Raw genomic sequence first — 13,561 nt, forward strand, 5'->3', positions numbered from 1 at the left:
CTATGGCATTGTTAGAAATGAGAAATATCACAAAAACATTCGGTGATGTGACCGCACTTTGCGATATTTCCATTGAGCTTGAAGCCGGTGAGATCTTATCCTTGTGCGGTGAAAACGGCTCAGGAAAATCAACACTCATGAAAGTGCTTTGCGGCATTTATCCCTATGGGGATTACAGCGGCAAGATTTATTTTTCAGAAAGTGAACTCAAAGCAAAAAATATCAAAGACACGGAAGAAAAAGGCATTTCGATTATTCATCAGGAACTCACGCTCGTGAAAAATATGTCAGTGTTGGAAAATATTTTTTTGGGTAACGAAATCACTCATAAATGTATCACTGCCGATAGTGAAATGTATCTCCGTTGTAAAACATTACTGCAACAAGTCCAATTAGATATTGATCCTAATACCCGCGTGGGGGAATTAGGGCTTGGTCAGCAACAATTAGTGGAAATTGCAAAGGCGTTAAACAAGCAAGTGAGATTATTGATTCTTGATGAGCCTACTGCCTCATTAACCGAAAAAGAAACGGCGATTCTATTAACTCTCGTTAAAGATTTAAAAGCTCATAACATTGCCTGCATCTATATTTCCCATAAATTAAATGAAGTGAAAGAGATTTCCGACAAAATTTGTGTCATTCGGGACGGTGAACATATTGGAACAAAAAATGCCGACACAATGAGTGAAGATGACATTATCACCATGATGGTTGGAAGAGAAATCACCTCCCTTTACCCTCATGAACCTCACGAAATTAAAGCTGAAATTTTACGAGTTGAAAATCTTTCTGCTTGGCATCCGATCAATACACACATCAAACGCGTGGACGATGTAAGTTTTAGCCTTCACGCCGGCGAAATTCTCGGTGTTGCCGGACTGGTCGGTTCCGGTCGAACCGAAATGGTGCAATGCCTGTTTGGTTCTTATCAAGGTAAATATGAAGGAAATATTTTCATCAATCAAAAACAAGTGCATATCAAAAATTGCGCACAGGCTATTAAACATAAAATAATGATGGTACCGGAGGATCGTAAAAAACACGGCATTGTTTCTATTATGGGAGTAGGCAAAAATATTACGCTTTCTTCATTAAAACAATATTGCTTTGGAAGAACAGTCATCAATGAAGCAAAAGAACAACAAGTGATTGATTCTGCAATTAAACAATTAAAAGTAAAAACCGCGTCTCCGGAACTTCCCATTGGGCGGTTAAGTGGTGGCAACCAACAAAAAGCCATTCTAGCAAAATGCTTATTGTTAACCCCTAGAATCCTTATTTTAGATGAACCGACAAGGGGCATTGATGTTGGTGCAAAATACGAGATCTACAAGTTAATCAACCAATTAGCCAAAGAGGGAATGGCCATTATCGTGATTTCCTCAGAATTACCGGAAGTGCTGGGGATTAGTGACCGAATCCTAGTAATGCACCAAGGTAAACTCAAAGCCAGCCTGATTAATAACGGCCTTACCCAAGAACAAGTTATGGAAACCGCACTTAAGGAGTGATTTATGTTTAAGTTAAAACCCGCAAATTTACAGGTTTATATTATGCTCATTGCCATTGCGGTCATTATGGTATTTTTCACCTTTGCGACGGATGGCGCTTATTTAAGCGCACGCAACATTTCTAACCTATTACGTCAAACTTCTATAACGGGTATTCTTGCCATTGGCATGGTATTTGTCATTATTTCTGCCGAAATTGATTTGTCCGTCGGTTCTTTAATGGGGTTATTAGGCGGGTTTGCGGCTATTGCGGATGTATGGTGGGGATTGCCACTCCCTATCACAATCATCGCAACACTCGCTTTAGGTTTAGTGTTCGGTATTTGGAACGGCTGGTGGGTTGCCTATCGTAAAGTTCCCTCATTTATTGTTACGCTGGCGGGTTATCTTGCTTTCCGAGGTATTTTAATCGGGCTAACCAATGGCACAACCGTATCACCGATTAGCGGTGCGATGACAATCATCGGGCAGGGATACCTTTCCGATATTAGCGGATTTATCCTTGGCGGAATAGCGGTTATCGGTTTTATTCTTTGGGGGCATTACCAACGCAGAAGCCGCCAACAACTTCAACTTCACGTACCACCATTATCAAAAGATTTTTCCAAATACGCCTTATTTGCCATTATCCTATTAGCTGCTATTTATCTGTTAAATGATTATCGCGGTATTCCGTTTCCTGTATTAGTCCTTTCAATTCTTGCCATATTCGGCTTGTTTCTTTCGCGTAAAACTGCTTTCGGTCGCCATGTTTATGCGATTGGCGGCAATATTGAGGCGGCGAAACTATCCGGCATTAACGTAGAAAAAACCAAACTTATCATCTTTGCCATGAACGGGGTATTGGTCGCTATCGCAGGGTTAATTTTAAGTGCACGTTTAGGGGCTGGTTCACCTTCTGCCGGACAAAATGCCGAACTCGATGCCATTGCCGCCTGTGTTATTGGCGGTGCCAGTTTAGCAGGAGGTATCGGTAGCGTATTTGGCGTTGTCATCGGTGCGTTAATTATTGCGTCTTTGGATAACGGTATGAGTATGCTTGATGTTCCAACCTTCTGGCAATATATCGTTAAAGGCGCAATTTTATTACTTGCCGTATGGATTGATACCGGTAGCAAGAAAAAAATGTGATTTTCTTATCCGCACTTTTATAAAAATTTATTTTTCGCTATATTTCTCATAATCAAGTTATCAGGATGGGGTAATGGCGGAACCATACTATAAAATCGCACTCTTCTTTAATGCCAATAAAGTGTACGATCGGCAGGTAGTAGAAGGTATCGGGCAATATATTCAAGCTTCACAATGTATGTGGGATATTTTTGTAGAAGATGAATTTATTTACCATGCCGATAGCATAAATCATTTGTCTATCGACGGCATTATTGCTGATTTTGATGATCCTCAAACCGCAAAACTGCTCAAGCATACCCAAATTCCCACGATTGCAGTTGGAGGATCTTATAAACGCCTTGATTTTTACCCGCACTTTCCTTATGTCGCCACAAATAACGAGGCACTTGTTGAGCTTGCCTTTTTCCATCTTCAACAAAAAGGACTGTCTCACTTTGCGTTTTATGGATTACAAATAGACGGTGAAAAACATTGGTCAAAAGAGCGAAAAAATGCATTTATTGCATTAATGGAAAAAAATCACTATCCGCTTCACCTCTATGAAGGCGGGCAAATTAATGGACAAAATTGGCTGACCGAGCAAGCAAAACTCATCGACTGGTTAAAAACGTTACCGCTTCATACAGGCATTATTGCCGTCACCGATGCACGGGCTCGACATTTATTACAAGCCTGCGAATATAGCAAAATAGCGGTGCCGGAAGAACTGTGTATCGTGGGCATTGATAATGAAGAATTGATCCAATATTTGTCTCGCGTATCACTCTCTTCGGTGGAACAGGGTACAAGGGAAATCGGCTATCAAGCAGCAAAATTATTACACCGATTGTTGAACGGACAAACTGTATCCCATCATCCGATTTTAATTCCTCCCATCACCGTACACGCCCGTAATTCAACCGATTACCGCTCATTAAGCGATCCACTCGTGATGCAAGCCATGCATTATATCCGTCACCGGGCATGCCAAGGCATTAAAGTAGAACAAGTGTTGGATCATCTTGCCACTTCACGCTCAAACCTCGAGCAACGTTTCAAAAATGAAATGAATAAAACCATTCATCAGGTTATTCACGAAGAAAAAATCTCGCGTGCAAAAAATTTATTACAACAAACGGATATTTCCATTCAAGAAATCGCCGAGATTTGCGGCTATCCTTCTATTCAATACTTTTATTCCGTATTTAAGAAAGAATTTGGCATGACGCCAAAAGAATTTAGAAAGAATAATTAAATAAAAGTGCGGTTAAAAATCCGAGAGAATTTCCACTGCGCTTTTCTAACTCTTTAAAACTTGATCTATCTCTATTTTTTATTCCCCTATTTGCACTACACTAGCGCTCTTTAGTCATAAAAATAATATAAAAGGAGCTCATTATGAGTATTTTTAGTGTCCCACCAGATTTACCTATCACAAAATCGAAAGAAGAAATAGATAAAACCTACCGTTATTGGCGATTGCATTTGATGATCACGAGCTATATAGGCTATGCCATCTTCTATTTCACACGAAAAAGCTTTAATTTTGTTATGCCGGCAATGTTGACAGATTTAGGTTTGCAAAAGTCCGATATTGGCATTATGGGAACAGCGTTTTATCTCACCTACGGAATATCCAAATTCTTATCCGGTGTGCTTAGTGACCGTTCTAATCCCCGCTACTTTATGGGTATTGGACTAATGATGACCGGTGTAGTAAATATCCTGTTTGGTATGAGTTCATCCGTCTTTATGTTCATCACACTTTGGATGATCAATGCATTCTTTCAAGGCTGGGGGTGGCCGCCTTGCTCTAAAATTTTAAACACGTGGTACTCGCGTAACGAACGTGGCTTATGGTGGGCAATTTGGAATACATCGCATAATCTTGGCGGCGCACTCATTCCTATTTTGGCTGGTGCGGTCACTCTTTATTGGGGATGGCGTTATGGTATGATCGTCCCCGGAATTATTGCCTGTGTTGTCGGCTTTGCAATGTGTTTCTTATTACGTGATCGCCCTTCCTCAATGGGCTTACCGACCGTTGGTGAGTGGCGCAATGACATAGCCGAAAAAGAGCATGAAAATGAAGGATTAGGTTTGTCTAACTGGGAAATTCTCAAAACCTACGTATTCAAAAATAGCATTATTTGGGCATTAGCATTTTCTTGGTGTTTTATCTATATCATCCGTACCGGTATTAATGACTGGGGAAATCTCTATTTAACAGAAACTCACGGCTATGACTTATTAAAAGCCAATGCTGCCGTTTCATTCTTTGAAGTGGGCGGTTTTTTAGGTGCATTGTTTGCAGGATGGGGCTCTGATAAATTCTTCAATGGCAATCGTACTCAAATGAACATTATTTACGTGCTTGGTATTATTTCTGTCTCTCTGGCACTTTGGTTCATTCCGAGTGATAACTATATCATTATGAGCGGATTATTCTTCTTAATGGGATTCTTTATTTTCGGGCCGCAATTCTTAATCGCCATGGCAGCCGCTGAAAACTCCCATAAATATGCTTCAGGTTCCTCTACCGGCTTTGTCAGCTTGTTCGCCTACATTGGTGCTGCACTTGCTGGGGCGCCACTCGCATGGATTATCCAATCCTTACACTGGAACGGCTTCTTTGGTAGCCTATTTATCGTATCGCTAGGCTGTGCATTATTGCTCGTGCTTGTGCATTTCTTACAACGCAAGAAAAATAAGCTTTCAGCATAAAGAGACAAAAATAAAGAGCGGTTAAAAATCTCTGTGAATTTTAACCGCTCTTTTCTCTTGATTATTTCAAATAATACTAACTTGTCATAGTAAACCCTGCTGGTAGAGGTACATTACAAATAATTTGATCAAATTGATTCAACTCACCAACATACGACTGCCGTACTTTTCCAATTTTGCTATCATCAAAAACTAAAATACTACATTGTGTTTTCGCTATTGCTTTTAGTTTGATCTGTGTTTCGTTTAATCTGAAACAGGTTACACCTTGTTTAATATCAACACCAGCAGCAGAAATAAATGCTTTTGTAGTGCAAATCCTATCAATTTCAGTGTTATTTTGAACAGGTGTGAGGAAAGAATTTTCTCTTGAATAATCCCCACCACACAAGATTAAACGACAATTCGGTTTATCTTGTAAAACCATAAAAGTGTTAATCGAACAACAAAGTGCGGTGAATTTTATAGAATTTGGAATTTGTGAAGCAACAAAAGGAATAGTTGAACCACAATCAAAGAAAATTACATCATTATCTTCTACAAATGCGGCAGCGATTTTCCCCACCTGCATTTTTTCTGTGATGTTCTTATTTTGTTGCTCTGTAATTAAATATTGATTTGATGATTGCAACTGAGGAGCTCGTACAATGTATCCACCTAGTAAAACGATAGAAGATGCTGTGGCGTTTAAATCTCTCCTAATCGTCATTTCAGAAACATTCAAAATTTCCGCCGCATCTCGCAAATGCAACTTATCCATTTGTTTTAATAAAAATTCTAACTTTTGAATGCGAGTATTGGTTTTACTATCCACAACGCTATCTCCAAACTCAATATTGGCTATTACTATCTGCTAATCCTTTAATAATTGCAATTCCTGCACTGGCCCCGATACGTGTTGCACCAGCTTCAATCATAGCAATGGCGGTTTGTGTATCTCGTACGCCACCCGAAGCTTTAACCCCAATCTTATCTCCTACAGTTTGACGCATCAACTTCACATCTTCTACCGTTGCGCCACCTTTACTAAAGCCGGTAGAGGTTTTCACAAATGCGACATTTAAATCTCGACAAATTTCACAAGCTTTGACTATTTCTTCTTTTGTTAGAAGACAATTTTCTAAAATCACTTTCAACGGTGTCCCATTACAAACATTGAGAATTTGTTTGATTTCATCCTGCACCAAATTCCATTTTCCTGACTTAATCCACCCTACATTAAGAACCATATCCACTTCTGTCGCACCATTAGCAATGGCATCTTCCGTTTCAAACACTTTAACTGCTGTAGTATTAGCCCCTAACGGGAAACCAATCACTGTGCAAATATTAACATTTGAGTTTTGTAATACTTTTTTGGCAAAGGGAATATAACAGGGATTTATACATACTGAATAAAAGTGATTTTCCATGGCTTCATTACATAGAGTGAGAATATCCTTTTCAGTTTTTTCCGGTATTAATACGGTATGATCGATATATTGAGCGATTTCATTTGGTTTCATTTATGTTTTCTCCTGTTTGGTTTTTTATCTTTTTGTATTATACACAAAGAAAGGTTGAGATTTGTGATAGAAGTCACTTTTTTAACATTTTATTTGTATTAATATAAAAATAATTAAATTTGTTAAAATATTAACACCAAAACTAAGGAGACATTATGGAAATTGCAGTTATTGGATCAAATATGGTGGATTTGATCACTTATATTGATGATATGCCTAAAATGGGCGAAACACTCGAAGCACCTAACTTTAGGATGGGATGCGGCGGTAAAGGCGCGAATCAAGCTATTGCCGCAGCAAAATTAGGTGCTAATGTAATGATGATGAGCAAAGTAGGTGATGATGCTTTTGCAGAGAATACCATCCGTAATTTTCAGCAATATGGTGTTAATACGGATTATGTGGAAAAAGTTTCGGGTGTATCAAGTGGTGTTGCACCTATCTTTGTAGATAAATCATCACAAAATCGCATTTTAATTATTAAGGGAGCAAACGCTCACCTGAAGCCAAGTGATATTGATAATGCAAAAGAGCGGTTAAAAAATTGCAAGTTATTTATCCTACAATTAGAGATACCGTTAGAAACAGTCTATTACGCAATTGATTTTGCCAATGAAAATAATATTCCCGTCATTCTCAATCCGGCTCCTGCTACCAAAGAACTTGATATTAATTATGCATGCAAATGCGATTTCTTTATGCCAAACGAAACGGAGTTAGAAATTTTAACCGGTTTACCTGTTGAAAATATGGAACAAATCCGTACAGCCGCAAACACTTTGCTTTCTAAAGGACTAAAAAACCTTATTGTTACTTTAGGTGAAAAAGGTTCTGTCTGGCTACACGGTTCGGAAGTCACCTATATCGATCCTTATAAAGTAAATGCTGTTGATACCAGTGGAGCTGGTGATGCCTTTATTGGTTGTTTTGCTTATTACTATGCTAAATCGCAAGATATTGTTGAATCCATGAAAATGGCCTCACTGTTTTCTGCTTATAGCGTTACAGGTCATGGCACTCAATCGTCCTACCCGACCAAAACACAGTTTGACACCTTCAAAAAACACTATATTTAAGGAAAAATTATATGAAAAACATTCAACAAATGCCTGACGGCTACTTAAATAAAACACCGATATTTCAATTTATTCTATTATCTTGCCTATTCCCTTTATGGGGAGCCGCAGCAAGCTTAAACGATATTTTGATTACACAGTTCAAAAGCGTATTTACACTTAGCGATTTTGCTAGTGCATTAGTACAAAGTGCATTCTATGGTGGGTATTTCCTTATCGCAATTCCAGCTTCATTAGTCATTAAAAAAACCAGTTATAAAATTGCGATTTTGATTGGTTTAACTTTATATATTGTCGGTTGTTCAATGTTTTATCCGGCCTCACATATGGCAACTTATACCATGTTCCTCGCGGCTATTTTCTCTATTGCAATAGGGTTAAGTTTTCTTGAAACCTCTGCAAATACCTATAGTTCAATGATTGGTCATAAAGATTACGCGACATTACGCTTAAATATCAGCCAAACATTCTATCCGGTAGGCGCGATTGCAGGTATCTTACTTGGTAAATATTTAATTTTCCAAGAAGGCGCGAGTTTACATGAACAGATTGCTACAATGACACCCGATCAATTACACGCGTTTAAATTAGCAACCTTAGAACATACATTGCAACCGTATAAATACCTTATCTTTGTGTTAATTGCAGTAACAATCTTGTTCTTAATCACGCCGTTTCCAAAATGTAAATCGCTTAATGATCCGGTAAAGCATAAGGAAACACATTTTATTGATACATTGAAATATCTTGCTCAAAACAGTGCGTTCAAAAAAGGGATTGTAGCCCAATTCTTATATGTAGGTATGCAGGTTGCTGTATGGTCGTTTACTATCCGTTTGGCATTAAACTTAAGTGAAATGAATGAGCGTGATGCCTCTAACTTTATGGTATATAGCTTTATCGGTTTCTTTGTCGGGAAATTTGTTGCAAATTTTTTAATGACAAAATTTAAATCTGATCTCGTATTATTTGTTTACTCTATATTAGGTGTATTTACTCTAGCTTATACTGCATTTGTGCATGATTTTTCCGCTGTTTACGCCGCCATTTTCGCTAGTGTTTTATTTGGTCCTTGTTGGGCAACAATCTATGCTTCAGTGTTAGATACCGTTGAACAAGAACATCGCGAAGTAGCCGGTGCGGTTGTCGTTATGTCTATTATTGGTGCCGCAGTTGTACCAGCAATTCACGGCTATGTGTCAGACACGATTGGTTCATTACAAACCGCATTCATCGTACCACTATTTTGCTTTGCTTATGTAGGATATTACTTCTTTGATAAATACAAAGCGCATAAATAAGGAGCTAAAATGAAAAGCTACATTTATTTAACAAAAGCATTATTTACTGAAAAAGAACATATTTTATTTGAAAATCCAGAATTCAAAGCGATAACGTTTAAATATCCATCAGGTATTGAAGCTATCAGATTAGAAAACAGCAAAGGCTTTGTTACTATACTTCCGTTTTATGGACAAATTATTTGGGATGCCGAATTCTGCGGTAAAAATCTAAAAATGAAAAATATGTTTAACGAGCCTAAATGGGGAACAACTATTATCGATACCTATGGTTGCTTTGCATTCCATTCAGGGCTAATCCGCAATGGTTGTCCAAGTCCCGAAGATGATCATCCATTACATGGTGAAATGCCTTGCGCCATCATAGATAAGGCTTGGTTAAGCATCAGTGAAAATTCATTATCAATAGGGGGCTCAGTTGAATATGTCAAAGGATTTGGTGATCATTATCTTGCCGAACCGGAATTAACCCTGAATGCTCAAAGTTCATTGTTTGAAATTCAAATGAAAGTGACTAATTTAGCCAGTGTAGAAATGCCGTTACAGTATATGTGCCATATGAATTACTGCTATGAACATGGTGCGAACTTTACTCAAAATATTCCAACAGAAGCGATTCGTTTACGAGAAACGATTCCTGCACATATTAAACCGACACCTGAATGGCTCGCTTTTAATGAACAAATCAAACAAGGTAAGCACACATTAAATTCATTGATTAATGATCAAATGTATAATCCTGAAATTGTGTTCTTTATGGATAATTTACAGCAATATCAGGAAAATTTAGAATACAGAATGATCTCACCCGATGGAAATGTTTATCTCACGAAATTCTCATCAAAAGATTTTAATTATGCAACACGTTGGATTTTATACAATGACGATCAGCAAGTCGGTGCCTTTGTGCTTCCCGCCACTTGTCGTCCGGAAGGCTATCTTGCTGCTAAAAATACAGGCAGTTTAATTATGATGAGACCGAAAGAGGTAAAAACCTTTAAGGTGGTTACAGGTATTGAGTCATAACTTCTACGACTAAAAGTGCGGTCAAATTAACCGCACTTTTCTCAACTACACATTATGCGCCAAGCGATATTCGACTAAATCCTCTATCGTCAGCACGACGTAACCAAATTTTTGTGCAAATTCAACAATTTCAGGTGCGCGAGCCATGGTGCCGTCATCGTTGGTAATTTCGCAAATGACACCGGCTGGTTTAAAACCGGCAAGACGGGCTAAATCCACGGAGGCTTCCGTATGTCCGCGGCGGGCAAGCACACCGCCATTTACCGCACGAAGCGGGAAAATATGACCGGGGCGATGTAAATCGGTCGGCACAGCGTTATCCGCAATAGCCGCTTGGATAGTGGTAACCCGATCAGCGGCAGATACCCCTGTGGATACGCCTTTCGCGGCTTCAATAGTCACAGTAAAAGCGGTTTTGTTCACGCTATTGTTGTTTTCCACCATCGGAGGTAAATCAAGTTGTTGGCAAAGTTCTTCCGTAATGCATAAACACACGATACCGCTACCGTAACGGATTAATTTTGCCATTTGCTCGGTCGTGATGGTTTCTGCCGGAAAGATTAAATCACCTTCGTTTTCGCGATTTTCATCATCTAATACCAATACACCATTACCATTTTTGAATGCCTGAATAGCGTTAAGTACACGTTCCTCGGCGGTTATACCGAATGGGGATAAAATAGACTGATTCATCGTAATTTCCTTTATTTCTTAGATTAAAATTAACCAGAATCAGGGCTGAGAAATGCAAATAAAAAGAACGGGTTGGAAGCCCAATCCGCCTTATTCTCTTTCATCCAGACTTTACTGTCGGCCTTGGAATTACACCAAATCTGCTAACCTTAAAAAGCGTTCAATGTCGTCGAAAAATACTCACTAAAAATTGACCGCACTTTTTAAGTGCTCGCGGGCTTTACCGCCGGTAGGGAATTTCACCCTGCCCTGAGAATGCGCGCTAAGTATAGCGTAAAATCGGCGGGTGCAAAATCAGAACGTGAAAAATATTTTCATTTAACCTACAATACGCCTACTTAATCCTGATGTGATGAGAAAATAAACTATGCCAGCAATCCAAGAGAAAAAAATCGGTGTCATTTTTGGGAAATTTTATCCCGTTCATACCGGTCATATTAATATGATTTATGAGGCATTTAGTAAAGTCGATGAATTGCACGTGATTGTGTGTAGTGATGCCGAACGTGATCTGAAGCTATTTTATGATAGTAAAATGAAACGTATGCCAACCGTACAGGATCGCTTACGTTGGATGCAGCAAATCTTTAAATATCAAAAAAATCAGATTCTTATCCACCATTTGGTTGAAGATGGTATCCCGAGTTATCCTAACGGCTGGCAGGCTTGGAGCGACGCAGTAAAAAATCTGTTCAAAGAAAAAGAATTTACCCCCTCCGTGGTTTTCAGTAGTGAGCCGCAGGATAAAACCCCTTACGAAAAATATTTGGGTTTGGAGGTTTCTTTAGTGGATCCTGATCGCACTTTCTTTAATGTGTCGGCAACCAAAATTCGTACGACACCTTTTCAATATTGGAAATTTATTCCGAAAGAAGTCCGTCCGTTTTTTGCCAAAACCGTTGCCATTTTAGGCGGTGAAAGTAGCGGTAAAAGTGTACTGGTGAATAAACTTGCTGCGGTATTTAATACCACATCCGCCTGGGAATACGGGCGTGAATTTGTGTTTGAAAAACTAGGCGGTGATGAGCAGGCTATGCAGTATTCGGACTATCCCCAAATGGCATTGGGACACCAGCGTTACATTGATTACGCCGTTCGCCACGCCCATAAAATCGCCTTTATTGATACGGATTTTATTACTACACAGGCATTTTGTATTCAATATGAAGGTAAAGCCCACCCGTTCCTTGATTCAATGATTAAAGAATACCCTTTTGATGTCACGATTTTGCTAAAAAATAATACCAAATGGGTGGACGACGGCTTGCGTAGTTTGGGTTCTCAAAAGCAACGCCAACAATTCCAACAACTTTTAAAAAAATTGTTAGATAAATACAAGGTTCCTTATATTGAAATTGAATCACCAAGCTATTTAGAGCGTTACAATCAAGTAAAATCGGTGATTGAAAAAATATTAAATGAAGAAGAACTGGATAATTTACAGAACGGCCCAAGAACAGTAAAGAGTAAATAAAATGATTCTATTTGCAGGTGATCCGCACGGAAGTTATGAACATCTCTATCCTTTCGTACAAGAAAACGACAATGTTGCACTGATTATTTTAGGCGACTTGCAACTTTCTTCGCCTAATGAATTAGAAAAATTGGCACAGCACTGTGATATTTGGTTTATTCATGGCAATCACGACAGTAAAACAGTAGTGGCTTTTGATGCACTTTGGGGATCGGAATGGAAAACACGGAATCTACACAATCGAGTGATGGATATTCAAGGTTGCCGCATTGCAGGATTAGGCGGCATATTTCGCGGGCAAATTTGGATGCCGCCGAATCGTCCGATGTATTTTGATCCTATTCATTATTGCCAATATAGCTCACAAGAAAAAATCTGGCGTGGCGGTTTGCCGTTGCATCATCGTTCTTCTATTTTTCCTTCCGATATAGAGGTCTTGGAAAATGAGCAAGCGGATATTTTGATCTGTCATGAAGCCCCAAAACCACATCCGATGGGTTTTCAAGTGATTAACACACTTGCAGAAAAAATGGGCGTGAAACATATCTTTCACGGTCATCATCATGATAATTTTATTTATAAAACACAATATTCTTACAAAATTACGAATGTCGGATTCCGTAGTCTTGCTGATGAAAGTGGAAATTATCTATTGAAAAATATTGATGATCGCAAAGGACGCTAGGCTAACTTCAACTGTTATTTGTAGAATAAGGGAAATGGCGCACCCGAAAGGATTCGAACCTTTGACCGCTCGGTTCGTAGCCGAGTACTCTATCCAGCTGAGCTACGGGTGCGTAGTGACGTTTTAACTATTCTTGACCATTTTAGAAGATAGAATCGCTTTAAAATGGCGCACCCGAGAGGATTCGAACCTCTGACCGCTCGGTTCGTAGCCGAGTACTCTATCCAGCTGAGCTACGGGTGCAGAATAAATAAAACCACAAATGGCGGTGAGAGAGGGATTCGAACCCTCGATGGAGTTTTTGACCCCATACTCCCTTAGCAGGGGAGCGCCTTCAGCCTCTCGGCCATCTCACCACAATCGGTGTGTGGGCGGTATGATACGTTTTTTTGAAAATATGTCAAACCCTTTTTTGAAAAAGGTAATGCGTTTGAATATTTTATCTTCAGA

The 13,561-nt window shown here is 39.1% G+C and carries 11 protein-coding genes, 3 tRNA genes, 1 pseudogene and 1 riboswitch; of the genes and pseudogenes, 9 read left to right on the plus strand and 6 right to left on the minus strand.

What is annotated here, in order from left to right; genetic code table 11:
- Positions 1-2: 2 nt before the first annotated feature.
- From xylG to uhpC, 4 genes are all read left to right on the plus strand, one after another.
- The gene (xylG, locus tag PNEUHYL_RS11605; RefSeq protein ID WP_059368538.1) at positions 3-1,514 is read left to right on the plus strand and encodes a D-xylose ABC transporter ATP-binding protein; all 1,512 of its coding nucleotides are present in this window, start codon (positions 3-5) and stop codon (positions 1,512-1,514) included.
- Between the two features lie 3 nt (positions 1,515-1,517).
- Positions 1,518-2,645: a sugar ABC transporter permease gene (locus PNEUHYL_RS11610; protein ID WP_059368539.1), complete on the plus strand. Its 1,128-nt coding sequence runs from the start codon at positions 1,518-1,520 to the stop codon at positions 2,643-2,645.
- A gap of 73 nt (positions 2,646-2,718) precedes the next feature.
- Positions 2,719-3,882, plus strand: coding sequence for a XylR family transcriptional regulator (locus PNEUHYL_RS11615; RefSeq protein ID WP_059368540.1), 1,164 nt, complete (start codon positions 2,719-2,721; stop codon positions 3,880-3,882).
- A gap of 143 nt (positions 3,883-4,025) precedes the next feature.
- Complete coding sequence (gene uhpC, locus PNEUHYL_RS11620) at positions 4,026-5,351, plus strand: MFS transporter family glucose-6-phosphate receptor UhpC (RefSeq protein WP_059368541.1); 1,326 nt, start codon at positions 4,026-4,028, stop codon at positions 5,349-5,351.
- A 76-nt stretch (positions 5,352-5,427) separates the two neighbouring features.
- Here the strand turns inward: uhpC and deoR are convergent, their stop codons facing one another.
- Entirely contained in the window at positions 5,428-6,165 is a 738-nt protein-coding gene (deoR, locus tag PNEUHYL_RS11625) for a DNA-binding transcriptional repressor DeoR (RefSeq protein ID WP_059368542.1), read from the minus strand.
- A 16-nt stretch (positions 6,166-6,181) separates the two neighbouring features.
- Positions 6,182-6,856 carry a deoxyribose-phosphate aldolase gene (deoC, locus tag PNEUHYL_RS11630; protein ID WP_059368543.1) on the minus strand — a complete coding sequence of 225 codons (675 nt, stop codon included), beginning with the start codon at positions 6,854-6,856 and terminating at the stop codon, positions 6,182-6,184.
- A gap of 155 nt (positions 6,857-7,011) precedes the next feature.
- Here deoC and rbsK point away from each other — a divergent pair, with 155 nt between their 5' ends.
- The 3 genes from rbsK to PNEUHYL_RS11645 are packed head-to-tail and all read left to right on the plus strand — an operon-like array spanning position 7,012 to position 10,259.
- Positions 7,012-7,932, plus strand: coding sequence for a ribokinase (gene rbsK / locus PNEUHYL_RS11635; RefSeq protein WP_059368544.1), 921 nt, complete (start codon positions 7,012-7,014; stop codon positions 7,930-7,932).
- An 11-nt stretch (positions 7,933-7,943) separates the two neighbouring features.
- Positions 7,944-9,233, plus strand: coding sequence for an L-fucose:H+ symporter permease (gene fucP, locus PNEUHYL_RS11640; RefSeq protein WP_059368545.1), 1,290 nt, complete (start codon positions 7,944-7,946; stop codon positions 9,231-9,233).
- A gap of 9 nt (positions 9,234-9,242) precedes the next feature.
- On the plus strand, positions 9,243-10,259 hold the full coding sequence (locus PNEUHYL_RS11645) for an aldose 1-epimerase family protein (RefSeq protein ID WP_059368546.1): 1,017 nt from the start codon (positions 9,243-9,245) through the stop codon (positions 10,257-10,259).
- A 45-nt stretch (positions 10,260-10,304) separates the two neighbouring features.
- On the opposite strand, the gene ribB is transcribed toward PNEUHYL_RS11645, so the two are convergent.
- Complete coding sequence (gene ribB / locus PNEUHYL_RS11650) at positions 10,305-10,952, minus strand: 3,4-dihydroxy-2-butanone-4-phosphate synthase (protein ID WP_059368547.1); 648 nt, start codon at positions 10,950-10,952, stop codon at positions 10,305-10,307.
- An 88-nt stretch (positions 10,953-11,040) separates the two neighbouring features.
- Positions 11,041-11,213, minus strand: a riboswitch (FMN riboswitch).
- Here ribB and nadR point away from each other — a divergent pair.
- Positions 11,208-12,426 (plus strand): annotated as a pseudogene (gene nadR, locus PNEUHYL_RS11655) (multifunctional transcriptional regulator/nicotinamide-nucleotide adenylyltransferase/ribosylnicotinamide kinase NadR). It overlaps the preceding riboswitch by 6 nt.
- 1 nt (position 12,427) lies before the next feature.
- Positions 12,428-13,111 (plus strand): metallophosphoesterase family protein, encoded by a 684-nt coding sequence (locus PNEUHYL_RS11660; RefSeq protein ID WP_059368548.1) that lies wholly within the window; start codon positions 12,428-12,430, stop codon positions 13,109-13,111.
- A gap of 35 nt (positions 13,112-13,146) precedes the next feature.
- Here the strand turns inward: PNEUHYL_RS11660 and PNEUHYL_RS11665 are convergent.
- The 3 genes from PNEUHYL_RS11665 to PNEUHYL_RS11675 form a co-directional block, all read right to left on the minus strand.
- A tRNA-Arg gene (locus PNEUHYL_RS11665) sits at positions 13,147-13,223 on the minus strand.
- 54 nt (positions 13,224-13,277) lie between these two features.
- Positions 13,278-13,354, minus strand: a tRNA-Arg gene (locus PNEUHYL_RS11670).
- A gap of 20 nt (positions 13,355-13,374) precedes the next feature.
- Positions 13,375-13,467, minus strand: a tRNA-Ser gene (locus PNEUHYL_RS11675).
- Positions 13,468-13,561: the final 94 nt, after the last annotated feature.

The sequence above is a fragment of the Rodentibacter caecimuris genome (assembly GCF_001019715.1).
GTDB lineage: Bacteria > Pseudomonadota > Gammaproteobacteria > Enterobacterales > Pasteurellaceae > Rodentibacter > Rodentibacter caecimuris.